Here is a 26956-nt window from a genome sequence, read left to right as displayed (position 1 = left end):
TGCGGGCTACCGTCACGTTACGACGGGAGCCTTGACGAGTGTCGGCGCGGGCGGCTGGTGCTGGTCATCGTCGTCCTATCTGGCAGGCAACCTCAACGCGGGCAGTCTGAACTTCGACACGGGCAACGTGAACCCGCTGAACAACAATAACCGGGCAAACGGTTTCCCCGTGCGCTGCGTCCAGCATCTGCGGGGCTGTTTGCCGAGGATGAAAGCGCAAGGGGCGCAGGCGATTTCCGGCCCCGGGCCTTTCATCTTCGGATTTTATGGCGTAAGTTTGCAGACCCGCCGCAGAGCTTGACCCCGGCGGACGGAATTGATGAACACGACTTCCCTACATACTGCACCCGGCGACGGGCTGCCCATGCCGCGCCGGCTGGGTGCCGTGCTGGCCGTGGCGTTCGGCGTGGGGCTCTCGGTGCTGGACAGCGCGATAGCCAATGTGGCGCTGCCGACGCTGGGGGCGGAGCTGGCGGTGTCGTCGGCCGATTCGATATGGATTGTCAACGCCTACCAGCTGGCCATCATGGTGAGCGTGCTGCCGCTGGCTGCGCTGGGCGAGACGCTGGGTTACCGTAAGATTTATGTGGGCGGCCTGGCGCTGTTCACGCTGGCTTCGGCGGGCTGTGCGCTGGCCGGGTCGTTCGCGACGCTGGTGCTGGTCCGGGTGCTCCAGGGCTTCGGGGCGGCGGCCGTGACGTCGGTCAACACGACGCTGATACGCTTCATCTACCCGCGGGCCCAGCTCGGGCGCGGGATGGGAATCAATGCCACGGTAGTAGCCGTGTCGTCGGTGGCGGGGCCTGCCGTGGCGGCCGCCATCCTTTCGGCGGGGCCGTGGCAATGGCTCTTTGCGGTCAATATTCCGGTGGGTGCGGCGGCGCTGTGGCTCAGCGCGCGGTTTCTGCCGCCCAATCCCGTACAATCCGACAGCCGCACACCCCGGTGGCGCGACGTGGCGCTCAACGCGCTGACGTTCGGACTGCTGATGGCTTCGGTCGAAGGCCTTTCCCACGGCTGGGACGGCCGGATATTGCTGGCCGGAGCGGTCGTCCTCCTGGCGGCGGGCGGGTGGTTCGTGCGGAGCCAGCTGCGCGAGACGCATCCGCTGCTGCCGCTCGACCTGCTGCGGATTCCGGTCTTCTCGGTGTCGGTGCTTACGTCGGTCTGCTCCTATCTGGCCCAGATGCTTTCGATGGTGGCGCTGCCGTTCTATCTGCAACACACGCTGGGCTACGACGAAGTGACGGCAGGACTGCTGCTGACGGCGTGGCCCGCAGTTATTGTGGCGGTGGCTCCGGCGGCGGGGATGCTGGTGGGGCGGCTGCACCCGGGAGCGCTGGGCGGCACGGGTCTTGCGGCGATGGCCGCGGGACTGGCAGCGCTGGCGTGGCTGCCTGCGGAACCCTCGGCGGCCGACATCGTATGGCGGCTGGCTTTGGGCGGGGCGGGCTTTGCGCTTTTCCAATCGCCCAACAACAGTATGCTGATAGCCTCGGCCCCGCCCGAGCGGAGCGGTTCGGCGAGCGGGATGCTGGCAACGGCCCGGCTGACGGGACAGACGACGGGCGCGGCGCTGATGGCACTGCTGTTCCATGCGGTGCCGGACCGAAGCACCCGTGCGGCGCTGGCCGTGGCCGCTGCGGCTGCGCTGGCAGGTTCGGCGGTGAGCTTTCTGCGACTGCGGCTGCCGCTGCCCGAAAGCCTGGTCCGCCGCAAACGATAACGAACGATGAAACGACTGCTTACGATAATCTGCCTGCTCCTTGGCGCGACGGCGTCGGCCGACACGCTGGAATTCGTGCGCCCGCCCTACCTGCGCATCGGCGATACGGTGGGGTTGGTGACCCCGGCGGCGAAACTCGCGGCCAAGACCGATACGGCGCTGCTGCGCGGCCGCTTTGCGTCGTGGGGCCTGCATGTGAAGTTCGCGCCCCATTGCTGCGATCAGAGCGACGGCTACTTTGCGGCCCCCGACAGCGTGCGCGCCGCCGACTTGCAGGCGATGATCGAGGACCCGACGGTGAAAGCCGTCATAGCGTGCCGCGGCGGCTACGGGTCGGTGCGGCTGTTGCCGATGCTGCGGCTGCAGGAGCTGCGCTGGAACCCGAAATGGCTGGTGGGATTCAGCGACCTGACGACGCTGCACGCGGCATTGGCGCATGTGGGGGTGGAGAGCATACACGGAACGATGCCGGGCTCGTTCGTGTTCGAGGAAGAAGACCTGGCAGCCGAATCGCTGCGGCGGGCCCTGTTCGGACTGCTTCGCCGCATCGACGTGGCGCCGCATCCGCTCGACGTGGCGGGCAAGGCGCGGGGCCGTCTGACGGGAGGCAACCTGACGGTGCTGTGCGCCGCCTGCGGGACCCCCGAAGCGCTCCAGACCGACAGCCCGACGATTCTGTTTCTTGAGGAAGTGAACGAATACGTCTACCGGGTGGACCGGATGATGCAGCAACTGCTGCGGAGCGGGGCGCTGAGCAACGTACAGGCGGTGGTGGTGGGCGACTTCAGCCACATAGCGGGCGCCGAACGCTTCGGAGCCGACGCCTACGAGCGGGTGGCGGCGCACCTGCGGCCGCTGGGGATTCCGCTGCTGTTCGGATTCCCGGCGGGCCATGACATCCTCAACGAAGCGCTCTACATGGGCCGCCGTGCGGAACTGACCGTGGACGCCGAAGGCGGACACCTGGTTTTTGAAGCGGAAGCCGCGGAGGAATAAGGAATTTTACTATTTTTGCACCGACGAACGAACAACCCGAGCCGATGAAACTATCAACCGACCAAGTCGACCGCCTGCGCCAGATGCTCTCCACGCCGGGTCTGCGTGCGGCGATCGTCTCCCATACCAATCCCGACGGCGACGCCGTGGGCTCGTCGCTGGCCTGGGCCGGGGCGCTGCGGGCGCTGGGACACGAGGCCACCTGCATCGTGCCGAACAAATATCCCTATTTTCTGGACTGGATGCCCGGCATCGAGGAAGTGGTGGTGTTCCGCAGCGACACCGAAGGCCGTGCGGCGCGGGCCCTTGCGGAAGCCGACCTGATTTTCTGCCTGGATTTCAACGCTGTTTCCCGGCTGGAAATACTCAGCGACATGCTGTCGGCCAACACCTCGGCCCGGCGGATACTGATCGACCACCATCTCTCGCCCGACGAGGGTTTCGACCTGATGTTCTCCTACCCGGGAGCGTCGAGCACGTGCTATATCATGTACCGGCTTATCGAAGCGCTCTTCGGGACTGAGGCCATCACGCAGCAGATGGCCGAAGCGCTCTATGTGGGGATGATGACCGACACGGGCAACTTCGCCTTTTCGTCCCTCACGCCGGGGCTGTTCCGGGCGGTGGCGACGCTGGTGGAACGGGGCGTGCACGTCCCGACGGTCTACAACAATGTCTACAACGCCTATACCGAGGGCCGCGCGCGGCTGTTCGGCTATGCCATCAACCGCAAGATGCAGCTCATCGAGGACGGGACGGTGGCTTACATGTCGCTGATGGAACACGAAATGCGCCGCTTCGGATTCCAGCAGGGCGACAGCGAGGGGTTTGTGAACTACGCGCTGACAATCAAGAAGATGAAGATGTCGGCGATGTTCCTTGCTCATCGCAAGTTCATCCGGGTGTCGCTGCGTTCGCGCGGCGACGTGGATGTCAACCTCTTTGCCCGCAAGTACTTCAACGGCGGCGGCCACAAGAACGCGGCGGGCGGCAAATCGTACGACACCATGGAGGAGACCATCGCACGCTACGTGCGTTCGGTCCGCGAGTTTGCCGAAGAAGGCTACTTGTAGCCGGGGTGTTCGAGCTGCGAATACCGAAGTACCTTTTCTCTTACGAAGTCCGCGAAACCGCGGGCTTCGTCGTTTGTGAGGGGGCCGGGAAAGCTCATCAGCACCAGCGGGTGGGGTTCGTTGGGGCAGCCGTAGGAGGGGTGGATGTAAGCGTGGGGATTGGCGACGAACCCCGCGCGTTCGTAGAAGTGCTTGCGCCGGATGGCGAGGGGTTCTTCGGGCGGCTCGATTTCGAGGATGACCCGCCTGCCGCGGCAGAACTCCGCCAACGCTTCGGCGCCGATGTTCCGACCCCGGAGTGCAGGCGAGACAGCGAGGTACTCGACATAATAAGAAGCGCCGAACAGCCAATAAAAGAGGATGCCGGCGACCTGCCGGTCCACTCGGATGCTCTCGGCCCGGAACGCTGGGTCGGTCAGCGCGGCGACAGTATCCTCCTCGCTGCGCCGCTCCCTCGGGGGGAAGGCTTCGCGGTAGATGGTCATGGCCTCGGCCCATCCGGAATCGGCGGGGGAACAGAACGCGGCAAACTGCAAACGGTGTGTCATGGAGCGGAAATATTATGTACAAAGGTAACGAAAATTTTGCAGCGGTGCATCCTGCGGCGTTTCGGGGCGTTTGTTCAAAACTTGTTCATTAAAAACCGGGCGCCGATGCTGGCGGAACGGCGGACAATTCCTACTTTTGCTGCTGGCAAGGTTCCCCGCCGGCGGCTGCCGGCACGGGATCAAAAGGGAACGCCTGTGCGAATCAGGGACTATTCCCGTAGCTGTGAGTTCCGCCGTGACCTGCACAATCTTTGAGCCACTGCCCCTGCGGGCGGGAAGGCGTGCAGAAGGAACGAGTCAGAAGACCTGCCTTGCCGGACGGGACCGACGCCCTCGGGAAAAAGGGTGCGGTCCAACGATGAAAAAACAAGAATCGGAAAACTGAAAAGGCTGTTTCGCCCCTTGGGGTGGAACGGGATGGCTTGGCGACTGCCGGGAAACGCTTGCGCTACGAGTGCCGGTTTGTCTGCGGCTCCTCGTAATGACGGGATAGCAACTTTGCGCGGGGCCCGGCTCGCGCCTATGGCACGACCGCCCCAGCCGGGCCCGCGAGGTGCTTGCTGCAGATGATTCGGCAGAGACGCGGGGCGAGGCCGGGGCTGGGGCTTGGAATGACACTATAATAAAAATATACGGATATGGGAATTTCGGAACTCAACATTGTCAAACGCGACGGCAAGCGCGAAGTGTTTTCGGTGGAGAAAATCAAACGTGCGGTGAGCAAGGCCTTTCTGGCGGCGGGAGGCTACGCCACGGACGACGACCTGACGTCGGTGCTGAGCCGGGTGAGGGTGTCGGACGGGATGTCGGTGGAGGAGATACAGAACCAGGTGGAGACGGCGCTGATGGCCGAACGCTACTTTGCGGTGGCGAAAAGCTACATACTCTATCGCCAGAAACACACCGAAGACCGCGAGACGCGCGAGAAGCTGGATTTTCTGACCTCCTACTGCGACGCCTCGAACCCGGCGACGGGCTCGAAATACGACGCCAACGCCAATGTGGAGAACAAGAACATCGCCACCCTCATCGGCGAACTGCCGAAGCAGAACTTCATCCGTCTGAACCGCCGCCTGCTGACCGACCGCATCAAGGAGATGTACGGCAAGGAGCTGGCGGACAGGTATCTGCACCTGCTGAACAGCCACTTCATCTACAAGAACGACGAAACCTCGATGGCCAACTACTGCGCTTCGGTGACGATGTACCCGTGGCTGCTCAACGGCACGCTTACGGTGGGCGGCAACTCGACGCGGCCGACGAACCTCAAATCGTTCTGCGGCGGCTTCGTGAACATGGTGTTCATCGTCTCGTCGATGCTGTCGGGGGCCTGCGCAACGCCGGAATTTCTGATGTACATGAACTACTTCATCGAACAGGAATACGGCGAAGACTACTATCTGCGTGCCGACGAAGTGGTGGACCTCTCGCGCAAACGGCGCACGATCGACAAAATCATCACGGACAGCTTCGAGCAAATCGTTTATTCCATCAACCAGCCCACGGGTGCGCGGAACTTCCAGGCCGTGTTCTGGAACGTGGCCTACTACGACCGCTACTATTTTGAGTCGCTTTTCGGCGAATTCGTATTCCCGGACGGGTCGAAACCCCATTGGGAATCGCTCTCGTGGCTCCAAAAACGATTCATGACATGGTTCAACCGCGAACGCACCAAAACCGTGCTGACGTTCCCGGTCGAGACGATGGCGCTGCTGACCAAGGACGGCGACGCGATGGACGCAGAATGGGGCGACTTCACGGCGAAGATGTATGCCGAGGGCCATTCGTTCTTTACCTACATCAGCGACAATGCCGATTCGCTTTCGTCGTGCTGCCGTCTCAGAAACGAGATACAGGACAACGGATTCAGCTACACGCTGGGTGCGGGCGGTGTGTCGACAGGCTCGAAAAGCGTGCTGACAATCAACCTGAACCGCTGCATCCAGTATGCGGTGAAGAACGGGATGCACTACCTGACGTTCCTGGAAGAAGTGGTCGACCTGGTGCACAAGGTCCAGACGGCCTACAACGAAAATCTCAAGGCGCTGCAATCGAAAGGGATGCTCCCGCTCTTCGATGCGGGTTACATAAACCTTGCGCGGCAGTATCTGACCGTGGGGGTGAACGGGCTGGTCGAGGCGGCCGAATTCCTGGGGCTGCGCATCGACGACAACGACGGCTATGCGGCGTTCGTGCAGGAAGTGCTGGGGCTGGTGGAGCGCTACAACAAGAAATACCGCTCGAAGGAGCTGATGTTCAACTGCGAAATGATTCCGGCCGAAAACGTGGGGGTGAAGCACGCCAAGTGGGACCGCGAAGACGGCTATGCGGTGCCGCGCGACTGCTACAACTCCTATTTCTATGCGGTGGAAGACCCGTCGCTGAACGTCATCGACAAGTTCCGTCTGCACGGCCGCAAGTACATCGAACATCTGACGGGCGGTTCTGCGCTCCACATGAACCTGGAGGAACACCTCACGCAGGAACAATACCGCCACCTGCTGCGGGTGGCGGCGGCTGAGGGGTGCAATTACTTCACGTTCAACATCCCCAACACGGTATGCAACGTGTGCGGCCATATCGACAAACGCTATCTGAAGGAATGCCCCGAGTGCCACAGCGACCGGGTGGATTACCTGACGCGGGTAATCGGCTACATGAAGCGGGTGTCGAATTTCTCGGTGGCGCGTCAGCAGGAAGCGGCCCGGAGGTTCTATGCCAAAGCGGAGTAGCGGGGTGGTACGGTTCTGTAACTACGATGTGGTTTTCGCCGAGATACCCGGCGAAACGACGCTGGCGATAAATATTGCGGGGTGCCCCAACCGTTGTCCGGGCTGCCACAGCCCCCACCTGCAAGCCGATGCGGGCGAAGTGCTGGACGACGAAGCGCTGGGGGTGCTGCTCGGCCGCTACGGGCCGGCGGTGACGTGCGTGTGTTTCATGGGCGGCGACGGGGCGCCCCACGAAATTGCGCGGCTGGCGGCGACGGTGCGGCGGCTGAAACCGAAGCTGCGGGTGGGGTGGTACTCGGGCTGCCCGGAACTCCCGGCAGGCGTGGCGCCCGAGACCTACGACTACATCAAACTGGGTCCGTGGGTGGAGGCGCTGGGGCCGCTGGGCTCGCCGACGACCAACCAACGATTCTACCGCGTGGCGGCGGACGGAACGATGGAAGACCGGACGGACCTGTTCGGTCCGAGTAAAAGCCGGGTTTTATGAGGGCGGCGCCGGGACACCGGAGAAAGGCGGGGATGTGGACGGATTGTTGAAAATTTTTCGTCCGGAAAGATTGCGGTTTCGTCCTTAAAGTCGTACCTTTGTCCCCGAATGCAACCGCATGATGAGACGCGAACCCAACATAACTCGGATCGGCACGTTCTGGCAGCAGGACCATCGGTCGGGTTTCGGGTCTGTCGACGAATGCGGCATTGTTGTTTTATTAGGGTAACCGGCACGGTTGCCCTATTTTTTTATGCTCGGACCGGAATGAAGACAAGGTACGTGAACGCACAAGTCTACCGCGGCGGAAGATTCGCGGCGGGGTCGCTGCTGGTGGAAGACGGCCGTATGGCGGCCGATACGCCGGGGACCACGGCGGACCGGACGGTGGACCTCGGAGGACGGCATGTGGTGCCGGGGCTGGTCGACGTCCATGTACACCTGCGCGAACCGGGATTCCCGCACAAGGAGACCATCGCGACGGGCACGGCGGCAGCGGCGCGCGGCGGCTACACGACCGTCTGCGCGATGCCGAACCTGAACCCGGCGCCCGATACGCCGGAACACCTGCGGGTGCAGACCGACCTCATCGGGCGCGACGCCGTGGTGCGGGTGGTGCCCTATGCGTCGATTACGATGGGACAGCGGGGCTGCGGCGAGCTGGTGGACTTCGCGGCATTGGCACCGCATGTTGCCGGATTTTCGGACGACGGCCGCGGCGTACAGTCGGCCGGGCTGATGGAGGAAGCGATGCGGCGGGCCGCAGCGGCGGGCCGGCCGATAGTGGCCCATTGCGAGGTCGACGACCTGCTGCACGGGGGCTATATACACGACGGCGGCTACTGCCGCGAGCACGGCCACAAGGGCATCTGCTCCGAAAGCGAATGGCGTCAGGTGGAGCGGGACATCATGCTGGCCGAGAAGACGGGCTGTCAGTATCATGTCTGCCATGTATCGACGCGTGAAAGCGTGGAGCTGGTGCGGCAGGCGAAAGCCCGGGGGCTGCGCGTGAGCTGCGAGACGGCGCCGCACTACTTGCTGTTGTGTGACGAAGATTTGCAGGAAGACGGCCGTTTCAAGATGAACCCGCCCCTGCGGAGCCGGGCCGACCGCGACGCGCTGTTGGCCGGAATCGCCGACGGGACGATAGAAGTGATAGCCACGGACCATGCGCCCCACACGGCCGAGGAGAAAAGCCGCGGCCTGGCGGGCAGCGCGATGGGCATCGTGGGGCTGGAATGCGCGTTCGGGGTGCTCTACGAGCATTTGGTAGTGCCGGGAAAGATAGGGCTGGAGCGGCTCGTGGAGCTGATGGCGGTGAATCCGCGCCGGATATTCGGCCTCGGGGGCGGACTGGAGCCGGGCGAAGCGGCGGACTTCACGGTGCTGGACCTTGAAACGCCTTACGAAATAGACCCGGCGGCGTTCCGCTCCAAGGGACGTTCGACCCCCTTTGCGGGCTGGCCGGCGCGGGGCCGCGCCGTGCTGACGGTAGTGGGCGGCCGCGTCGTTTACGACGGGAAGGAGAGCCCGGAGAGAGGGATAACGAAAGACAGCAAAACGATATGAAACCTTACACCAAGAAAATCGTACTCGAAAATGGCCGCGAATTCTACGGCTACGGGTTCGGAGCCGACAAGGAGGCGATTCACGAAATCGTCTTCAACACCTCGATGGTGGGCTACCAGGAAATCATCTCCGACCCCTCGTACACGGGCCAGACGGTGGTGATGACCTATCCGCTGATCGGCAACTACGGCACGGCCGAAGAAGACTACGAAACCAAGTTCCCGACCATCGGCGGACTGATCGTGCGCGAGTACAACGACATCCCGTCGAACTTCCGCTATACGCGCACGCTGAACGAGGTGTTCGAGGAGATGGGCATTCCGGGCATCTCGGGCGTCGACACCCGCTGTCTGACGCGGATAATCCGCGACGAGGGGAGCCAGAAAGTGATGATTACGGACGCCGCCACGCCGCACGAGGAAGCGATGGAACGCCTGCGCGCGTGCGAACTGCCGCACGACATGGTGGCGCGGGTGAGCTGCAGGAAACGCTGGTTCTCGCGCACGCCCAACCACCGCTACGACGTGGTGGCTGTGGACTGCGGCATCAAATACAACATCATCCGCTGTCTGAACGCCAAGGGCTGCAACGTGACGGTGGTGCCCTACGACGCGACGGTGGAGGAGATACTGGCGTTCCGGCCCGACGGAATCTTCCTGTCGAACGGCCCGGGCGACCCGGTGGACGTGGAGCCCGTCATCGAAAAGGTCCGGGCGCTGAAAGGCCGCCTGCCGATATTCGGCATCTGCATGGGCCATCAGATGGTGGCGCTGGCCTACGGCGCGAAGACTTTCAAGATGAAATTCGGCCACCGCGGAGGCAACCACCCGGTGAAATGCCTGGATACGGGCAAGATAGAAATTACGAGCCAGAACCACAGCTTTGCGGTCGACATCGAATCGCTTGAGGGAACGCCCCTGCGGCTGACCCACGTGAATCTGCTGGACAACACGGCCGAGGGGGTGGAATGCCCCGAGGAAAAGGTCTTCTCGGTGCAGTACCACCCCGAGAGCGCACCGGGACCGCAGGACAGCAGCTATCTGTTCGACAAGTTCATTAAAATGATGGAGGAGCACAAAAATGCCTAAGAGAAAGGACATACGCAAGGTACTGGTCATCGGTTCGGGCCCGATAGTCATCGGACAGGCCGCGGAATTCGACTACGCGGGGACGCAGGCGTGCCTGGCGCTGCGCGAGGAGGGCTACGAAGTGGTGTTGGTGAACTCCAACCCGGCGACCATCATGACCGACACCCACATCGCCGACAAGGTCTATATGGAGCCGCTGACGCTGGAATATGTGGCCAAAATCATCCGCTACGAGCGCCCGGACGCCATCGTGCCGGGGCTGGGCGGGCAGACGGGGCTCAACCTGGCGGTGCAGCTGGCCAAGAAGGGTATTCTGGCCGAGTGCCAGGTGGAGATTCTGGGCACGTCGTTCGAGTCGATAGAGCGGGCCGAGGACCGCGAGCTCTTCAAGGAGCTGTGCCAGTCGCTGGGCGAGCCGGTGCTGCCGTCGGAAGTGGCGACGACGACCGACGAAGCGGCCGAAATAGCGCGCAAGATAGGCTATCCCGTGGTGCTGCGTCCGGCGTTCACGCTGGGCGGTACGGGCGGCGGCTTCGCTGACGACGAGGCGCAGCTGCGCGAAATGATGCGCAACGCGCTGTTCCTCTCGCCTGTACATCAGGTGCTCATCGAAAAGAGCATCAAGGGCTACAAGGAAATCGAATACGAAGTCATCCGCGACAGCAACGACACGGCTATCGCCATCTGCAACATGGAGAACATCGACCCGGTGGGCGTGCACACGGGCGATTCGATTGTGGTGGCGCCGAGCCAGACGCTCACGAACCGCGAATATCAGATGCTGCGCGATTCGGCGCTGAAAATCATCCGCGAACTGAAAATCGAGGGGGGCTGCAACGTGCAGTTCGCTCTGGACCCGCTGTCGTTCGAGTATTATCTGATCGAAGTGAACCCGCGCGTGTCGCGCTCGTCGGCCCTGGCGTCGAAAGCCTCGGGTTACCCGATTGCGCGGGTGAGCGCCAAGATAGCGGTGGGGCTGACGCTGGACGAAATCCGCATCGCCAACACCCCGGCTTCGTTCGAGCCCACGCTCGACTACGTGGTGACCAAGATAGCCCGCTTCCCGTTCGACAAGTTCTCGGACGCGTCGAACGTGTTGGGGACGCAGATGAAAGCCACGGGCGAAGTGATGGCCGTGGGCCGCACGGTGGAGGAATCGCTGCTCAAGGCGGTGCGCTCGCTGGAAACGGGCGTCTGCCACATCCACCACAGGAAATTCGACGGCTGGACGACCGACCGCCTGCTGGAATACATCCGCACGGGGACCGACGACCGTCTGTACGCCATAGCGCAGCTCATCCGCAGCGGCATCGACCTGGTGCTGATATACAACAACACGAAAATCGACATGTTCTTCCTCGAAAAATTCAAGAACATCGTCGAGTTCGAGAACGTTGTGCGGGCGAATCCGCGCGACGCGGAGACCCTGCGCGACGCCAAGCGCATGGGTTTCAGCGACAAATACATCGGGCAGCTGTGGGGCCTTTCGGAGCAGGAGATGTTCCGCCTGCGCGAGGAGCACGGCATTTTCCCGGTCTACAAGATGATAGACACCTGCGCGAGCGAATTTGCGTCGTACGTGCCCTATTTCTACTCGACCTACGAGGAGGAAAACGAATCGGTGGTCAGCGACAAGGAGAAAATCGTGGTGCTGGGTTCGGGGCCCATCCGAATCGGGCAGGGCGTGGAATTCGACTATTCGACGGTGCATGCCATCTGGTCGATACGCGAAGCGGGCTACGAAGCGATCATCGTCAACAACAACCCGGAAACCGTGTCGACGGACTACACGACCAGCGACAAGCTCTACTTCGAGCCGCTGACGGTGGAGGACGTGATGAACGTCATCCGGCTGGAACGTCCCAAGGCCATTGTGGTGTCGTTGGGCGGACAGACGGCCATCAACCTGGCCGAACCGCTGGCGGCGCTCGGCGTGCCCATCATCGGCACCGACTGCGAAGCGATACGCAATGCCGAGGACCGCGGCTGCTTCGAGAAAATCATGGAGGAGCTGGGCATCCCCCAGCCCGAAGCCGAAGCGGTGACCGACATCGAAGCGGGCGTGCGCGCGGCGGCGCGGATAGGCTATCCGGTGCTCGTTCGCCCGAGCTACGTGCTGGGCGGCCGTGCGATGCAAATCGTGTCGAACGAAGAGCGCCTGCGCCATTATCTGCAAACGGCCGTGGAAGTGAACACGGACCAGCCTGTGCTGGTGGACCGCTACATCATGGGCAAGGAGCTGGAAGTGGACGCCATCTGCGACGGCCGCGACGTCTTCATCCCGGGCATCATGGAACACGTGGAGCGCACGGGCATCCACTCGGGCGACTCCATCAGCGTCTACCCGACGTTCAGCGTCTCGGAAAAGGCGCGCGCGAAAATCATCGACTACACGGTGCGGCTGGGTCTGCGAATCGGCATCGTGGGATTGTACAACATCCAGTTCATCGTGGACGGCGAAGAAGACGTCTATGTCATCGAGGTGAACCCGCGTTCGTCGCGCACGGTGCCGTTCCTCTCGAAATCCACAGGTGTCGGGATGGCCCACATCGCCACGCAGGTCATACTCGGCAAGAGCCTGCGCGAACAGGGCATCACGGAGGTCTACGGCCGGGAGAAGAAGCGCTGGTATGTGAAGGCTCCGGCCTTCTCGTTCGCCAAAATCCGGGGGATGGACAGCTATCTGTCGCCCGAGATGAAGTCGACGGGCGAAGCGATAGGCTACGACGACAAGCTGACGCGAGCCCTCTACAAGGCATTGCAGGCGACGGGCATGAACGTGTCGAACTACGGGACGATTTTCGTGACCATCGCCGACCGCGACAAGGAAGCGGCGCTGCCGCTGGTGAGACGTTTCTACGAACTCGGTTTCAACGTCGAAGCGACCACGGGCACCGCGGCCTACCTGCGCGAGCACGGCATCCGCACCCGCACGCGCCGCAAGCTGAGCGAGGGAAGCCCGGAAATCATCGACGCGCTGCGGCAGGGCCATGTGAGCTACGTCATCAACACGATCGACATCAACCAGCACGACACACGGCTGGACGGCTACGAAATCCGCCGCACGGCCGTGGAGAACAACGTGACGGTCTTCACGGCGCTGGAGACGGTGGCCGTGTTGCTGGACGTGCTGGAAGAAATCACGCTGCGGGTATCGACAATCGACGCCGAATGATGTACAAGCAAGGAATCTATACCGTCGAAGAGAACGTGCCGCTGACCGCAACGGTGCGGCGGATGCGGCTCAAGGGCGACACGCGCTGGATCGTGCGGCCGGGGCAGTTCGTCAACATCGCGCTGGCGGGCAGGTACCTGCGCCGGCCGATTTCGGTGTGCGACTACGATGCGCAGACGCTGACCCTTATATATAAGGTGGTGGGCGAGGGGACGGCCCAGATGGCCCGGATGGGGGCGGGCGAACGGCTCGACCTGCTGACGGGGCTGGGCAACGGTTTCTCGACCGACAACGAAGCCCGGCGGCCTCTGCTGGTAGGCGGCGGGGTAGGCGTGCCGCCGCTCTACAACCTGGCCAAAGTGCTTCTGGCGGCCGGCAAGCCCGTGCAGGTCGTGCTGGGCTTCAACACGGCGGCGGAAGTCTTCTATGCCGAAGAATTCCGGGCACTGGGGTGCGCGGTGACGGTGGCGACGGCCGACGGGAGCGAGGGCGTAAGGGGATTCGTGACCGACGCTCTCGCGGGGCTCGATTTCGACTATTTCTATGCCTGCGGCCCGCAGCCGATGCTGAGAGCGCTGTGCCAGGCGACCCCGTGCGACGGTCAGCTGTCGTTCGAGGAGCGCATGGGCTGCGGATTCGGCGCCTGCATGGGTTGCTCGTGCAGGACGCTGACGGGCAACAAGCGCATCTGCAAGGAAGGGCCGGTACTGATGAAAAATGAAATCTTATGGTGAATTCACAATCCATAATTCACAATTCACAATCGAACCGGGATACATCCGTCATACTGAGCGGGTTGAGGCTGGACAATCCGGTGATTCCGGCGAGCGGGACGTTCGGCTACGGCGAAGAGTTCCGCGAATTCTACGACCTGAACATCCTGGGTTCGTTCGCGTTCAAGGGAACCACGCGCGAAGCCCGCTTCGGCAACCCGACGCCGCGCATAGCCGAATGCCGTGCGGGGATGATCAACGCCGTAGGCCTGCAAAACCCGGGTATCGACCACGTGATAGCCTGCGAACTGCCGCGCCTGCGCGAATATTTCCATAAGCCGCTCGTGGCCAACATCTCGGGCTTCTCGGTGGAAGAATACGCCTATTGCTGCGAACGCATCGACAAGGAGGAGCAGGTGGGGCTGATCGAAGTGAACGTATCGTGCCCCAACGTGCGGCACGGGGGCATGTCGTTCGGCACCTCGCCCGAAGCGGCCGCCGAGGTGACGCGGGCGGTGAAGGCCGTGACGACCAAACCGGTCTACATCAAGCTGAGCCCCAACGTGACGGACATCGTGGCGATAGCCAAGGCTTGCGAAGAAGCCGGAGCCGACGGGCTGTGCCTGATAAATACGCTGCTGGGGATGCGTATCGACGTGGCGCGCCGCAAACCCGTCATCGCCAACACGATGGGCGGATTCTCGGGGACGGCGGTCTTCCCGGTGGCGGTGCGGATGGTCTACCAGGTGGCCAAGGCATGCGCGGTCCCCGTCATCGGCTGCGGCGGCGTGGAGACGGCGCGCGACGTCATCGAGATGATGATGGCCGGAGCGACGGCCGTGGAAGTGGGGGCGGCGAACCTGACAGACCCCTATGCCTGCAAGAAAATCATTGAAGCCCTGCCCGGCGAAATGCAGCGGCTGGGCATCGAAAAACTGAGCGACATAATAGGAATCGTATGATGAACAAGGACGTAATCATTGCCTGCGACTTCAAGTCGGCGGAAGAGACATTCCGTTTCCTCGACCGTTTCACAACCGAATCGGGAAAACCCTTTCTGAAAATCGGCATGGAGCTCTACTATGCCGAGGGCCCGGCCGTGGTGCGGGAAATCAAGCGCCGCGGCCACCGGATATTCCTGGACCTCAAACTGCACGACATTCCCAACACGGTACGCAAGGCGATGGCCGTGCTGTCGCGGCTGGACGTGGACATGTGCAACGTCCACGCGGCAGGGACCATCGAGATGATGCGCGCGGCCGTGGAGGGACTGACGCGCGAGGACGGCACGCGGCCGCTGCTGATAGCGGTGACGCAGCTCACGTCGACGAGCGAGGAACGTATGCAGCGCGAACTGCTGATTGGGGCCCCGATCAACGAAACGATTGTGAAATATGCGTGCAACGCGCGCGAAGCGGGGCTCGACGGCGTGGTCTGTTCGCCGCTGGAAGCGGGAATGGTCCACGAAGCGTGCGGCGCGGAATTTCTGACCGTGACGCCGGGCGTGCGCTTTGCCGACGGCGAAGTAGCCGACCAGGTGCGGGTGACCACCCCGGCCCGGGCCCGCGAAATCGGTTCGGACTACATCGTGGTGGGGCGCCCCATCACGGCGGCGGCCGACCCGGTGGCGGCCTACCGACGCTGCGTGGCGGAATTTCTTGCGAATGAATAATGAATAGTTAATAAGGAATAGGTTTTGCTGAACTTAATTATGCACTATTCACTATTAATTATTCACTGAAACATGAAGTCCGTAAAACTGTTTTACCTGCGCAACTGCCCTTTCTGCAAACGGGCCCTGCAATACGTAGCCGACGCCAAGGCGGCGCATCCGGAACTGGCGGCCGTGGAAATCGAGATGGTCGAGGAATCGGAAAACCCCGAAGAGGCCGACCGCTACGACTACTATTATGTCCCGACGTTCTATGTCGGCGGGACGAAGGTCCACGAAGGCGGCATCTACCCCGACGAAGTGGAGCGGATCCTGCGCAAGGCGCTGGAATGAAGAACCGAAACGAACTGAAAATATGGAAAAGAAAATTGCCAAGGACCTGCTGTCGATAGGCGCGGTGTTCCTGCGACCCGAACAACCGTTCACGTGGGCGAGCGGAATCAAGAGCCCGATTTACTGCGACAACCGGCTGACATTGACGGCCGTGGAGGTGCGCAGGCATGTGGAAGCCGGACTGGCGGAAATCGTCCGCACCAAATACCCCGAAGCGCAGGTGCTGATGGGAACCTCGACGGCCGGAATCGCCCATGCCGCAATAACGGCGACGCTGCTCGACCTCCCGATGGGTTATGTCCGTTCGGGAGCCAAGGACCACGGCCGCGGCAACCGCATCGAGGGCAAACTCGAAAAAGGCCAGAAAGTGGTGGTCATCGAAGACTTGATTTCGACGGCAGGCTCGTGCATCGAAGTGGTGGAAGCCTTGCGCGAAGCGGGTGCCGAGGTGCTGGGCGTAGCGTCGATCTTCACCTACGGGATGCAGAAAGGGCTGGACCGCCTGCGCGAAGCGGGCGTGGAGAACCACAGCCTGTCGAACCTCGACGCGCTGGTCGAGGTGGCCGCGGCCGAGGGATACATCCGCCCCGAGGACAAGCAGCGTCTGATAACGTTCCGCAACAACCCCGCCGACGAGGGGTGGATGAAATAATCGAATTAAAAATGAAAAATTAAGAATTGAAAATTATTCTTGTCGTATGCAACATCGGTAGTGACTGGCGAATAATAGACTGATTTTTAATTTTTCATTTTTCATTTTTCATTTTTAATTACCCCAAATTTATGCGTCATCTGATAGACCCCATGGACCTGACGGTCGAAGAGACCGGGCAGGTCATAGCGCTGGCGGAGAAAATCATAGCCGACCGCGCGGGATACAGCCAGGCCTGCAAGGGCAAGAAGCTGGCGACGCTGTTCTACGAACCCTCGACCCGCACGCGGCTCAGTTTCACGTCGGCGATGCTGGAGCTGGGCGGCGAAGTCATCGGATTCTCGGACGCCCGGTCGTCGTCGGTCTCCAAGGGCGAGACGGTGGCCGACACGGTACGCGTCGTCCGTTGCTTTGCGGACATCATAGCGATGCGCCATTTCAAGGAGGGCGCTCCGCTGGCGGCGTCGCAATATGCGGGGATTCCGGTCATCAATGCGGGCGACGGCAGCCATGCCCATCCCACGCAGACGCTGACCGACCTGCTGACCATCAAGCGCGAGAAAGGCCGCTTCGACCATCTGACCGTCGGCTTCTGCGGCGACCTGAAATTCGGCCGCACGGTTCATTCGCTCATCAAGGCGCTGTCGCGCTACGAGGGGGTGAAGGTCATCTTGATTTCGCCCGAAGAGCTGCGCCTGCCCGACTACATGCTGCACGAAATGAGTGCCAATTCAGGGTTGGAATTCCGCGAGGTGCGCACGATGGAGGAGGCGATGCCCGAACTGGACATCCTCTACATGACGCGCGTGCAGAAAGAACGTTTTGCCGACGAAGCGGAGTACGACCGGGTGAAGGACAGCTTCGTGCTCGACCCTCAGAAGCTGAAGACGGCCCGTGAGGATATGATTGTCCTGCATCCGCTGCCGCGGGTCAACGAAATAGCGCGGTCGGTCGACAACGATCCGCGGGCGGCTTATTTCCGGCAGGTGGAAAACGGCAAGTTCGTGCGCATGGCGCTTATTCTGACGCTGCTGGAGCAGGCCGGGGAAAACAAGCCTTACGGGCGGACGCCGGTTTTCGCGGAATCGTACATCGTGAACGAACGGATGTGCCCGAATCCGCGCTGCATCTCGGCGACCGAAGATGTGGACCGGCTGTTCCGCCGGGCGGCCGACGGCACCTGCCGCTGTGCCTACTGCGAAGCCGAAGCGCGGTAAGGACAAGGCGTTTTTATGAATCGCGGGCTGCATAGGTGCAGCCCGCATTTTGTTATCGGTCAGCGGAAACGGATTTGGATTTGCACGTGTCTTGCACTATCTTTGTAGACCATAAGCAAGCGAAACGACGATGTACCCCGAAACGCCCCGACCCGGCGAGGTCCTGGATATGGCGGCATTCGACCGACTCTTCGGCGAATACCGCCCGCGGTTCCTCCGTTTTGCTGCGGGCTATGTGGCCGACCCTGCCGAGGCCGAAGACATAGTCATGGAGAGTTTCGTGGCGGCGTGGAGACACCGCGAAACCCTCACCGTGGAAACTTTCCCGCCCTACACGCTAACCATCGTCAAAAACAAGTGTCTCAACCGCCTGCGCGGCCAGGCCGTGCGGCTCCGTGCGGCGGAGACCCTCCACTCCCATAATACGCAGGTCTTGCGCACACGCATAGCGACGCTGGAAGCCTGCAACCCGGAAGAACTCTTCAGCAAGGAAGCCCGCCGCATCGTGGACGAGACGCTGGCGCAGATGCCTGAACGTACGCGCGAAATCTTTGTCCGCAGCCGTTTTCGCGGCCAAAGCTACAAGGAAATCGCCGACGAAATGGGCATCACGGTCAAGAGCGTCGAATTCGAGGTCTCGAAAGCGATGAAGTGGCTGCGGGTAGCGCTGAAAGATTACCTTGCTTTCTTCCTCTTCTGGTTCACAGCCAACTGATTACTTTCCCAGACGGTACCGCCCTCACAGGACATCCCTGAAAAAAATGATTTTTTTTCAGGGATGTCTTGCGTAGAGGGGTTATTACTATGTCATGGAGAAAGAACTGTTGTACCGATTCTTCGATGGTAAAGCCTCTGCCGAGGATGAACGCCGGGTGCTCGAATGGCTCGGCGAAGACCCCGCGCACCGCGAGGAGCTGCTGGCCGAACGCCGGGTGTTCGATGCGCTGCTGATGCACGCCCGGCCCACCGGCCCGGCGCGGCAGACCGCGCACAGGGGGCTTATACTCCCGCCATGGGTGCGCCGAACGATGCGATACGCTGCCGCGATAGCCGTGGCGGCGAGCATCGGTGCGACCTGGGTGTCGCGCACGAACGACAAGTTTGCGCAGGCTTGCAACGTGATTTCCGTGCCGGCGGGACAGCATGTGGACGTGACGCTGCCCGACGGCACCCAGGTCTGCATGAACGCGCTCTCCGAACTGCGCTATCCCGCATTCTTTACGAACGACGAACGACGCGTCGAGCTGAAAGGCGAGGCGTTTTTCGATGTGACGCACGACGAGAACCGTCCGTTCGTGGTCGAGACCTATGCCTGCAACGTAGAGGTGCTCGGTACGAAGTTCGACGTCGAAGCCCGTGCCGAAGCCGAAGAGTTCACCGCTTCGCTGGTCGAAGGCCGCGTCCGCGTGGTCGACAAGGCCGATTCGCGCAACCGGGTGGAGTTGCAGCCCGACCACCGGGTGCTGCGGACCGCAGGCCGGCTGGTGGTGGAACCCATCCCCGACCATGAACGTTTCCGTTGGCGCGAAGGGCTGATCGTGTTCCGCGACGCCTCGTTCCGCGGGCTGCTGCGCGAATTCGAGAAGTGTTACGGCGTGCGCATCGAAGTGGAACGCGAGCCCGCCGGAACCCGCTCCCTGACCGGAAAAATCCGAATAGCCGAAGGCATCGACCACGCGCTGTGGATTTTGCAGCGCAACGCCGATTTCGAGTATGTGCGCAACGAAACCCGGGATGTGATTTACATACGCTGACCTCTCCCCGAACAAACCGCCCAACTTAATAAACCAAGATGAACCTATGAAGATGAAAAACCGGGCAAGAGCCTGCTTGCTGTTGCCTTTACTGACCCTGCTGGGCTGCCTTTGCGCCGGACGCGCCCGGGCCCAGTCCGTCCCGGTGACGCTCCATGCGACCGATACGGCGCTGGAGCAGGTGCTCGACCAGATCGAACGGCAGACGACCTACCTGTTCGTCTACGACCAGAGCGTCGACGTGGCGCGCAAGGTCTCGGTCGAGGCCACCGACATGCCGCTGAAAAACGTATTGCAGCAACTTTTCCGCACGACCAATATCGGTTATGAGGTGGAAAACACTTCCATCGTGCTGTTCCGCAAGGAAGCCGACAAACCCGAAGGTCCGGTGACCGTGACCGGACGGGTGGTCGACCCTGCGGGCCAGGGTGCGGTCGGCGTGGCCGTGGTGGTCAAGGGCACGACCGTCGGCGCGAGCACGGGGCTCGACGGAACATTTACGCTGCAAGTCCCGCCCCCTGCGTCGCAGGCCGTTCTTGCGGTCAACTACCTGGGCTATGAACCGGTCGAGCTGGCGGTCGGCAGCCGCACCGACTTTCAGATAACGTTGCAGGAGTCGGCGGTGGACGTCGATGCGGTGGTCGTCACGGCCCTCGGCATCAAGCGTTCGGAAAAAGCCCTTTCGTACAACGTTCAGAAAGTCGACGGCGACGCAATCATAGCGGTCAAGGACGCCAACTTCGTCAATTCGCTCAGCGGCAAGGTCGCCGGTCTGAACATCAACGCTTCGTCGTCGGGCGTGGGCGGTGCCTCGAAAGTAGTGATGCGCGGAACGAAAGGCATCGACCAGTCGTCGAACGCGCTCTATGTCATCGACGGCATCCCGATGTATAACCTTGCCGACGAGGGCGGTACGGAATTCAGTTCGGCTGGCGCGACCGAAGCCATCGCCGACCTCAACCCCGAAGACGTGGAGTCCATATCGGTGCTCACGGGCGCTGCGGCCGCGGCCCTCTACGGCAGCCAGGCCTCGAACGGCGCCATCGTCATCACGACCAAACGCGGCGAAGCCGGACACACCTCCGTGACCGTTTCGAGCAACACGGAGCTCATGACGCCTTTCGTCATGCCGCAGTTCCAGAACCGCTACGGCACGTCGAACCTCGATGCGAGCTGGGGCCCCCGGCTCAACGCATCGAACAGCTATGGCTACGACCCGGCCAAAGACTACTTCCAGGCAGGAGTGGTCGGCACCGAGACCGTGGCCTTTTCGACGGGCACCGACCGCAACCAGACCTACGTGTCGGCGTCGGCCGTCAATTCGCGCGGCATCATCCCCAACAACGGTTACGACCGCTACAACTTCACGTTCCGCAACACGACGTCGTTCATCCACGACCGCATGAAGCTGGACATCGGCGGTTCGTACATCCGTCAGAAAGACCTCAACATGACCAACCAGGGCATCTACTCCAATCCCCTGGTTTCGGCCTATCTGTTTCCGCGCGGCAACGACTGGGAAGCCATCAAGATGTACGAACGCTACGATCCGGCACGCAAGATTTACACCCAGTATTGGCCGCAGGGGTGGGGCACGCTGCGTTCGCAGAACCCCTACTGGATTAACTACCGCAACCTGCGCGCCAACGACAAGAACCGCTACATGCTCAACGCGGGACTTACCTACGACATTTTGGACTGGCTGTCGGTGAGCGGCCGCATCCGCATAGACAACGCCGAGACGGAATACACCGAGAAACTCTACGCGTCGACCGAGCCCACCATCGCCGAGGGGTCGGAAAACGGCTACTATGGCACCTCGACCATCAAGGACAAGCAGCTCTATGGCGACGTGCTGCTCAACATAAACAAGACTTTCGGCGAAGACTGGAGCCTGCAAGCCAACGTCGGAGCCGCGATTTCCGATACGCGCAAGAGCGCCAGCCAGATGCGCGGCCCGATTCGAGCCGACGGTCTGCCCAATGTCTTCAACGTCTTCCAGCTCGACAACGCCACCACGCACCGCCAGCAGGAGGGTTGGCGCGAGCAGTACCAGTCGGTCTTCGCTTCGGCCGAAATCGGTTACAAGGGCACCTACTATCTGACCCTGACGGGGCGCAATGACTGGCCCTCGCAGCTGGCCGGGCCCCATTCGGTGAGCGCATCGTTCTTCTACCCCTCGGTGGGCGGTTCGGTGGTGCTCTCGCAGCTCGTTCCCCGCATGCCTGAGAACCTTTCGTATGTGAAAATCCGCGGTTCGTGGGCTTCGGTGGGTCTGCCGTTCGCGCGGTTCCTGGCCTATCCGACCTATGAATGGGACGCTTCGCAGAACGTGTGGAAACCGCAGTCCGCCTATCCGATGTACGAGCTCAAGCCCGAGCGGACGAATTCGTGGGAGGTGGGTCTGACGATGCGCTTCCTCAAGCACTTCAGTCTCGACGTTTCATACTACGACACCAAGACTTTCAACCAGACTTTCGACCCGCAGATTTCGGCCTCGTCGGGCTACTCGAAGTTCTACGTGCAGACGGGTTCGGTGCGCAACCGCGGTGTGGAGCTGGCGCTGGGCTACAAAAATACGTGGAAGAAAGTGACCTGGGCGTCGAACTTCACCCTCTCGTCGAACCGCAACGAAATATTGGAGCTGGTCGACAACTACAAGCATCCCATCACGGGCGAGCTGATCACCAAGGAGCGGCTCGACGTGGGCGGACTTTCGCAGGCGCGCTTCCTGCTCAAAAAAGGCGGTTCGCTGGGCGACCTCTACTCGACGGCCGACCTCAAACGCGACTCGAACGGCCATATCTATGTGGACGAAGCGGGCGACATCGGGGTCGAATACAAGGTCAGCGACATCAAGCTGGGTTCGGTGTTCCCCAAGGCCAACCTGGCGTGGCGCAACGACTTCCAGATAGGCGGCTTCAACTTAGGCTTCATGATTTCGGCCCGTCTGGGCGGCATCGTCTACTCGGCGACACAGGCCTACCTCGATGCGTTCGGCGTGTCGGAGGCTTCGGCTGCGGCGCGCGACCGCGGCGACGTGAGAATCAACGGCATGGACCGGATTTCGGCCGAGAAGTGGTACGGAACCATCGGCGGTAACGGCGGTCTGCCGCAGTACTACACCTATTCGGCTACGAACGTGCGGCTGCAGGAGGCTTCGATAGGCTACACGATACCGAAGAAGAAACTGGGCGACGTGGTGGAAATCACCCTCTCGCTGGTGGGCCGCAACCTGTGGATGATTTACTGCAAGGCGCCGTTCGACCCCGAAGCCGTCGCCACGACGGGCAACTACTACCAGGGCATCGACTACTTCATGATGCCGTCGCTGCGCAGCGTCGGCTTCAACCTGCGTCTCAAATTCTAACCTAACCGACGAACCGATGAAAACCATAAAACCTACGTTGCGCTTCCTGGCGGCGCTGCTGCTGACGGCTCCGGCCGCCTGCACGGCCAACTACGAGGAGTTCAACAAGAACCCCTACCAACCCGACAACTCGCAGATGCAGTACGACGACTATATCACCTCGTCGGCGCTCAAGGGGATGCAGAACCTGCTGATGCCCGAAGCCGAGGGCATCAGCCAGTACGTCGACTGCCTGATGGGCGGTTCGTGGAGCGGTTACAGCGCCGACACCAACCCCGGAACGGGCTGGGGCGGGCGCTATGCCACCTACAACCCCTCGCAGGCGTGGATCAACATCCCGTTCAACGACCCCATTTCGCAGTTCTATCCTTTCTACCTCCAGCTGCGGTCGGTGACCGACAACGAGGTGCTGCTGGCCGTGGGCGATGTCTGCCGGGTGGGCGTCATGCAGCGCGTGACCGACACCTACGGCCCGATTCCCTATTCGCAGGTGGGCGAGGCCAACACCCTCAATTCGCCCTACGATTCGCAGCAGGAAGTCTACACGCGGATGTTCGGGGAGCTGGACGCCGCGGTGGAGACCCTTTCGGCCCATGCCGCGGAGAGCTTCAGCGCCAAGGCCGATGCGGTCTACGGCGGCAATATCGCCAAATGGGTCAGGTTTGCCAATTCGCTCAAGCTGCGGCTGGCCATGCGCATCGTCTATGCCGACCCCGAGACCGCCCGCACCAAGGCCGAGGAAGCGGTGGCCGACCCCATCGGGGTGATGGCCGACAACAGCGACAACGCCCGGCGCCTTATATCGAAGAACAACCCGTGGGATTTCTTCATGAACCAGTGGGGCGATGCGCGCGCTTCGGCCGACATCGTCAGCTACATGAACGGCTACAATGACCCGCGCCGCGAATTTTACTTCACGCTTTCGACTTTCGACGAGAAGACTACGGGCATCGTCAACGGTTATCACGGCGTGCGCAACGGCATCGAGCAGCAGCGCTACCTCAACTCGAAGGAGACGATGAACTGCTATAGCCGTATGGCGGTGCGGTCGAGCGACCCCATTTGCATCATGAACGCTGCGGAGGTGGCGTTCCTGCGGGCCGAAGGGGCCCTGCGCGGCTGGTCGATGGGCGGCGACGCCGAATCGTTCTACCGCCAGGGCGTGACCCTCTCGTTCGAGCAATGGGGAGCTGCGGGAGCCGCGGAATACTTGGCCGACGCCGAACATACGCAGGAGACCTACGCCGACCCGCTGGGCAACTACTCTTACAGCGGCACTCCCTCGGGCTGCACGATAGCTTGGGAGACGGGCGCCGACCGCTTCGAGCGCAACCTCGAACGCATCATCACCCAGAAATGGATCGCCAACTACCCGATGGGCGTGGAGAGCTGGTCCGAGTACCGCCGCACGGGTTATCCGCGGCTCATGGCTGTGCCTCACAACATGAGCGGCGGCGTGGTCGACGACGCCCGGGGAGCCCGCCGCATGCCTTATCCCGATACGGAATACACCGAGAACACGGAGAACTACGCCAAGGCGCTGCAAATGCTGGGCGGCAAGGACGACATGTCCACGCGCGTGTGGTGGGACCGCAAAAACAACTGACAATGAACACCGACATGAAAACGACATTCCATAAAATAGCCCGGTTGCTGGCGGTGCCGGCAGCGTTCCTGCTGGCTTCGTGCAGCGACTGGACGGACCCCGAATCGCTCGGGCTCCACACCCCGGAGATAGGGGAGGAGTACCCCGAACAGTATGCCGCCTACCTGGAGAACCTGCGGAGCTGGAAAGCCACAGCGCACCAGGCCGTGCTGGCGACTTTCGACAACTCGACCGCCGAACCCTCCTCGCGGGCCCATCATATCGCTTCGCTGCCCGACAGCTTAGACGTGGTGGTGCTCACGGCGCCCCAACTGCCCGAGTGGCAGCAGACCGAGATGGAGCAGACCCGCCGCGACAAGGGCACCCGCTTCATCTATGCGGTCGACCATGACGGGCTGCGCAGCGACTGGGAAGCCGCCGGGGGCGCCGATGCGGCCGAATGGACCGCCTACCTTGCGGAGCGGATGGCTACGGCTTTCGATGCCTGCGAGCAATACGGCTACGACGGCGTTCTGGTGCGCTACAACGGCAAAAGCACGCTTCACATGACACCGGAAGAGCTGGCCGTCTACACCGCCGAGCAGCGCGCTTTCATCGGCCCGGTGACCGAATGGGTCGACGGCAGCGAATCGAAACTCTTCCTTTTCGGCGGCGACCCCACGACCCTGCTCGACCCGAAATTGTTGCTTAAGGCCGACTACATCGTGGTCGACACGTCGGCCGCCACGAGCGTCGATGAACTGACGTTCGCCGTGCGCTCCTGCATGGGACCGCAAGTTCCCGCAGGGCGGTTCGTGGTGACGGTTCCCACCGTCGTGCGCGACGACCCCGACGCTGTGGGCTACTACGGCAAGGAGATGGCCCTGCCGCTGGCCGCCGCGTGGATGACCCGCCCCTCGGCCGACTTCACGCGGGCCGGATTGCTGGTGGAGGGCATCGAACGCGACTTCTACAATGCAGGGCTGATTTACAAACATGCGCGCGAGGCGATTGCGACCGTCAACCCCTCGCCCAAAAACTGACGACCCCATGAAAATCGAACGAATCATAATGGCTGCTTGCGCCGCAGCGGCTCTCGGGTTGGCCGGGTGCAAGCACGACGACCCCAACGAAGTGCGCTTCGACAACAAGGTCTTCATCGACCGCACGGAACTTTCGGCCGACCTGCCCGTGAAACCCACCACGCAAAGCTACACGCGGGCGCTGAGCGTGGCCACGGCCAAACCCGTGGACGGGGAGCTGACGGTGCGCTTCGAGGCCGACGCCTCGAAGGTGGAGCGCTTCTGTGAAGCCTATTACACCGAAGCCGAGCTGCTGCCCGAGGAATTCTACACCATCGAGCCGGCCGAGGCGACGATTCCGGCCGGGGGCGTGAAGTCGTCGGAAGCGACCGTCGGGTTCCACCGGCTGGACGAGCTCGACATGAGCCGCTCCTATGTGCTTCCGGTGAGCGTCCGCTCGGGGATGGAGGTGCTCGAAAGCGCCCGCACGTACTACTACCTGCTGCGCGAGGGGGCCATCATCAACGTGGTGGCCGACATGACGGAGACTTACGTGGAGTTCCCGAAGTTCGACAACCCGGCCCCGCTGAGCGGCCTGCGGCAGATAACGATGGAAGCGCTCGTCAAGGTCGACAAGTTCGACCGGATGATTTCGACGGTGATGGGCATCGAGGGGCTCTACCTGATGCGCATCGGCGATGCGGGCTACGCCAACAACCAGATTCAGATTGCGGGCCGTTCGTCGAACGAAAACTTCCCGACGGCGGCCGAGAGCCCGGCGGTTCCGGTAGGGCGCTGGGTCCACATCGCCGTGACCCACGACCTCATCAAGGGCGATTGGCGCATCTATCTCGACGGCGAGGAAAAGGCCTCGGGCAAGCAGGTCTACGGCACGCGGACGCTGGCCGTGAAGACCGACGTCGCATCGCCCGGCACAGGATTCCACATCGGCCTTTCGTACGACAAGAACCGTTGGCTGGCCGGCTGCATCGCCGAGTGCCGCATCTGGAACGTGGTGCGCACGCAGGCCGAAATAGCGGCCCACCCCTACGAGGTGGACCCGGCGTCGGAGGGGCTGGTGGCCTATTGGAAATTCGACGAGGGGTCGGGAACCGTCATCCGGGATTCGTCGCCCTCGGCCAACCACGGCCGCGTGGGGCAGAACCGCGACGGCGAGGTCGTCCGGGGCATCGGCTGGACGAAAGTCTGGCTGCCCGAAAAACAAGCACCAACCAATGAATAAC

The 26956-nt window shown here is 62.0% G+C and carries 22 protein-coding genes and 1 riboswitch; of the genes, 21 read left to right on the top strand and 1 reads right to left on the bottom strand.

Annotation, left to right across the window (positions count from 1 at the left end):
* The first annotated feature begins 31 nt into the window (after positions 1-31).
* From NFR47_RS03815 to NFR47_RS03800, 4 genes are all read left to right on the top strand, one after another.
* The gene (locus tag NFR47_RS03815) at positions 32-301 is read left to right on the top strand and encodes a hypothetical protein (protein ID WP_251214257.1); all 270 of its coding nucleotides are present in this window, start codon (positions 32-34) and stop codon (positions 299-301) included.
* Positions 302-364: 63 nt separating this feature from the next.
* Positions 365-1726, top strand: coding sequence for an MFS transporter (locus NFR47_RS03810; protein ID WP_251214267.1), 1362 nt, complete (start codon positions 365-367; stop codon positions 1724-1726).
* A gap of 6 nt (positions 1727-1732) precedes the next feature.
* Positions 1733-2722: a S66 peptidase family protein gene (locus tag NFR47_RS03805; RefSeq protein WP_251214256.1), complete on the top strand. Its 990-nt coding sequence runs from the start codon at positions 1733-1735 to the stop codon at positions 2720-2722.
* A gap of 44 nt (positions 2723-2766) precedes the next feature.
* Positions 2767-3795 carry a DHH family phosphoesterase gene (locus tag NFR47_RS03800; RefSeq protein WP_251214255.1) on the top strand — a complete coding sequence of 343 codons (1029 nt, stop codon included), beginning with the start codon at positions 2767-2769 and terminating at the stop codon, positions 3793-3795.
* Here NFR47_RS03800 and NFR47_RS03795 read toward each other — a convergent pair.
* On the bottom strand, positions 3786-4343 hold the full coding sequence (locus tag NFR47_RS03795; protein WP_251214254.1) for a GNAT family N-acetyltransferase: 558 nt from the start codon (positions 4341-4343) through the stop codon (positions 3786-3788). The genes NFR47_RS03800 and NFR47_RS03795 overlap by 10 nt on opposite strands.
* Positions 4344-4474: 131 nt before the next feature.
* Positions 4475-4671: riboswitch (cobalamin riboswitch) on the top strand.
* Between the two features lie 310 nt (positions 4672-4981).
* Here NFR47_RS03795 and nrdD point away from each other — a divergent pair.
* The 17 genes from nrdD to NFR47_RS03710 all read left to right on the top strand — a co-directional run bounded on the left by nrdD (position 4982) and on the right by NFR47_RS03710 (position 26955).
* Positions 4982-7075, top strand: a complete 2094-nt coding sequence (gene nrdD / locus NFR47_RS03790; protein WP_251214253.1) for an anaerobic ribonucleoside-triphosphate reductase — start codon at positions 4982-4984, stop codon at positions 7073-7075.
* A gap of 4 nt (positions 7076-7079) precedes the next feature.
* Entirely contained in the window at positions 7080-7562 is a 483-nt protein-coding gene (locus NFR47_RS03785; RefSeq protein ID WP_251214252.1) for a radical SAM family protein, read from the top strand.
* Between the two features lie 267 nt (positions 7563-7829).
* Entirely contained in the window at positions 7830-9131 is a 1302-nt protein-coding gene (locus NFR47_RS03780; RefSeq protein ID WP_251214251.1) for a dihydroorotase, read from the top strand.
* Positions 9128-10219 carry a glutamine-hydrolyzing carbamoyl-phosphate synthase small subunit gene (gene carA / locus NFR47_RS03775; protein ID WP_251214250.1) on the top strand — a complete coding sequence of 364 codons (1092 nt, stop codon included), beginning with the start codon at positions 9128-9130 and terminating at the stop codon, positions 10217-10219. Before NFR47_RS03780 ends, carA begins: the two co-directional genes overlap by 4 nt.
* Positions 10212-13394: a carbamoyl-phosphate synthase large subunit gene (carB, locus tag NFR47_RS03770; RefSeq protein ID WP_251214249.1), complete on the top strand. Its 3183-nt coding sequence runs from the start codon at positions 10212-10214 to the stop codon at positions 13392-13394. The genes carA and carB overlap by 8 nt, the downstream gene beginning before the upstream one ends.
* The gene (locus NFR47_RS03765; RefSeq protein WP_338022842.1) at positions 13394-14128 is read left to right on the top strand and encodes a dihydroorotate dehydrogenase electron transfer subunit; all 735 of its coding nucleotides are present in this window, start codon (positions 13394-13396) and stop codon (positions 14126-14128) included. Before carB ends, NFR47_RS03765 begins: the two co-directional genes overlap by 1 nt.
* Positions 14122-15069, top strand: a complete 948-nt coding sequence (locus NFR47_RS03760) for a dihydroorotate dehydrogenase (protein WP_251214247.1) — start codon at positions 14122-14124, stop codon at positions 15067-15069. Before NFR47_RS03765 ends, NFR47_RS03760 begins: the two co-directional genes overlap by 7 nt.
* Complete coding sequence (gene pyrF / locus NFR47_RS03755; RefSeq protein ID WP_251214266.1) at positions 15069-15779, top strand: orotidine-5'-phosphate decarboxylase; 711 nt, start codon at positions 15069-15071, stop codon at positions 15777-15779. Before NFR47_RS03760 ends, pyrF begins: the two co-directional genes overlap by 1 nt.
* 72 nt (positions 15780-15851) lie before the next feature.
* Positions 15852-16112, top strand: coding sequence for a glutaredoxin family protein (locus tag NFR47_RS03750; protein WP_251214246.1), 261 nt, complete (start codon positions 15852-15854; stop codon positions 16110-16112).
* Positions 16113-16134: 22 nt separating this feature from the next.
* Positions 16135-16764, top strand: coding sequence for an orotate phosphoribosyltransferase (gene pyrE, locus NFR47_RS03745; protein ID WP_251214245.1), 630 nt, complete (start codon positions 16135-16137; stop codon positions 16762-16764).
* 131 nt (positions 16765-16895) lie between these two features.
* The gene (pyrB, locus tag NFR47_RS03740; protein WP_251214244.1) at positions 16896-17981 is read left to right on the top strand and encodes an aspartate carbamoyltransferase; all 1086 of its coding nucleotides are present in this window, start codon (positions 16896-16898) and stop codon (positions 17979-17981) included.
* Positions 17982-18111: 130 nt separating this feature from the next.
* Complete coding sequence (locus tag NFR47_RS03735) at positions 18112-18696, top strand: RNA polymerase sigma-70 factor (RefSeq protein WP_251214243.1); 585 nt, start codon at positions 18112-18114, stop codon at positions 18694-18696.
* A 94-nt stretch (positions 18697-18790) separates the two neighbouring features.
* Entirely contained in the window at positions 18791-19735 is a 945-nt protein-coding gene (locus NFR47_RS03730; RefSeq protein WP_251214242.1) for a FecR family protein, read from the top strand.
* A 46-nt stretch (positions 19736-19781) separates the two neighbouring features.
* Positions 19782-23105, top strand: a complete 3324-nt coding sequence (locus tag NFR47_RS03725) for a SusC/RagA family TonB-linked outer membrane protein (RefSeq protein ID WP_251214241.1) — start codon at positions 19782-19784, stop codon at positions 23103-23105.
* Between the two features lie 16 nt (positions 23106-23121).
* Positions 23122-24711 (top strand): RagB/SusD family nutrient uptake outer membrane protein, encoded by a 1590-nt coding sequence (locus NFR47_RS03720; protein ID WP_251214240.1) that lies wholly within the window; start codon positions 23122-23124, stop codon positions 24709-24711.
* A 14-nt stretch (positions 24712-24725) separates the two neighbouring features.
* Positions 24726-25733, top strand: a complete 1008-nt coding sequence (locus tag NFR47_RS03715; protein WP_251214239.1) for a glycoside hydrolase family 18 — start codon at positions 24726-24728, stop codon at positions 25731-25733.
* Between the two features lie 7 nt (positions 25734-25740).
* Positions 25741-26955, top strand: coding sequence for a DUF1735 and LamG domain-containing protein (locus NFR47_RS03710; protein ID WP_251214238.1), 1215 nt, complete (start codon positions 25741-25743; stop codon positions 26953-26955).
* The last annotated feature ends 1 nt before the right edge of the window (position 26956 follow it).

It is taken from the genome of Alistipes muris (assembly GCF_943193205.1).
GTDB lineage: Bacteria > Bacteroidota > Bacteroidia > Bacteroidales > Rikenellaceae > Alistipes > Alistipes muris.
The sequence above is the reverse complement of the archived record's forward strand: the minus strand, read 5'-3'. Positions and strand labels throughout refer to the sequence as shown.

Excerpts from the sequence above, each read along its gene's own strand:
- NFR47_RS03810 (WP_251214267.1), top strand. The coding sequence starts at position 365 with ATGCCGCGCCGGCTGGGTGCCGTGCTGGCCGTGGCGTTCGGCGTGGGG.
- carA (WP_251214250.1), top strand. The coding sequence starts at position 9,128 with ATGAAACCTTACACCAAGAAAATCGTACTCGAAAATGGCCGCGAATTC.
- pyrF (WP_251214266.1), top strand. The coding sequence starts at position 15,069 with ATGAACAAGGACGTAATCATTGCCTGCGACTTCAAGTCGGCGGAAGAG.
- NFR47_RS03730 (WP_251214242.1), top strand. The coding sequence starts at position 18,791 with ATGGAGAAAGAACTGTTGTACCGATTCTTCGATGGTAAAGCCTCTGCC.
- NFR47_RS03805 (WP_251214256.1), top strand. The coding sequence starts at position 1,733 with ATGAAACGACTGCTTACGATAATCTGCCTGCTCCTTGGCGCGACGGCG.
- NFR47_RS03715 (WP_251214239.1), top strand. The coding sequence starts at position 24,726 with ATGAAAACGACATTCCATAAAATAGCCCGGTTGCTGGCGGTGCCGGCA.
- NFR47_RS03710 (WP_251214238.1), top strand. The coding sequence starts at position 25,741 with ATGAAAATCGAACGAATCATAATGGCTGCTTGCGCCGCAGCGGCTCTC.
- nrdD (WP_251214253.1), top strand. The coding sequence starts at position 4,982 with ATGGGAATTTCGGAACTCAACATTGTCAAACGCGACGGCAAGCGCGAA.
- NFR47_RS03800 (WP_251214255.1), top strand. The coding sequence starts at position 2,767 with ATGAAACTATCAACCGACCAAGTCGACCGCCTGCGCCAGATGCTCTCC.
- NFR47_RS03760 (WP_251214247.1), top strand. The coding sequence starts at position 14,122 with ATGGTGAATTCACAATCCATAATTCACAATTCACAATCGAACCGGGAT.
- NFR47_RS03750 (WP_251214246.1), top strand. The coding sequence starts at position 15,852 with ATGAAGTCCGTAAAACTGTTTTACCTGCGCAACTGCCCTTTCTGCAAA.
- NFR47_RS03765 (WP_338022842.1), top strand. The coding sequence starts at position 13,394 with ATGTACAAGCAAGGAATCTATACCGTCGAAGAGAACGTGCCGCTGACC.
- NFR47_RS03795 (WP_251214254.1), bottom strand. The coding sequence starts at position 4,343 with ATGACACACCGTTTGCAGTTTGCCGCGTTCTGTTCCCCCGCCGATTCC.
- carB (WP_251214249.1), top strand. The coding sequence starts at position 10,212 with ATGCCTAAGAGAAAGGACATACGCAAGGTACTGGTCATCGGTTCGGGC.
- NFR47_RS03735 (WP_251214243.1), top strand. The coding sequence starts at position 18,112 with ATGTACCCCGAAACGCCCCGACCCGGCGAGGTCCTGGATATGGCGGCA.
- NFR47_RS03720 (WP_251214240.1), top strand. The coding sequence starts at position 23,122 with ATGAAAACCATAAAACCTACGTTGCGCTTCCTGGCGGCGCTGCTGCTG.
- NFR47_RS03725 (WP_251214241.1), top strand. The coding sequence starts at position 19,782 with ATGAAGATGAAAAACCGGGCAAGAGCCTGCTTGCTGTTGCCTTTACTG.
- NFR47_RS03780 (WP_251214251.1), top strand. The coding sequence starts at position 7,830 with ATGAAGACAAGGTACGTGAACGCACAAGTCTACCGCGGCGGAAGATTC.
- pyrB (WP_251214244.1), top strand. The coding sequence starts at position 16,896 with ATGCGTCATCTGATAGACCCCATGGACCTGACGGTCGAAGAGACCGGG.
- pyrE (WP_251214245.1), top strand. The coding sequence starts at position 16,135 with ATGGAAAAGAAAATTGCCAAGGACCTGCTGTCGATAGGCGCGGTGTTC.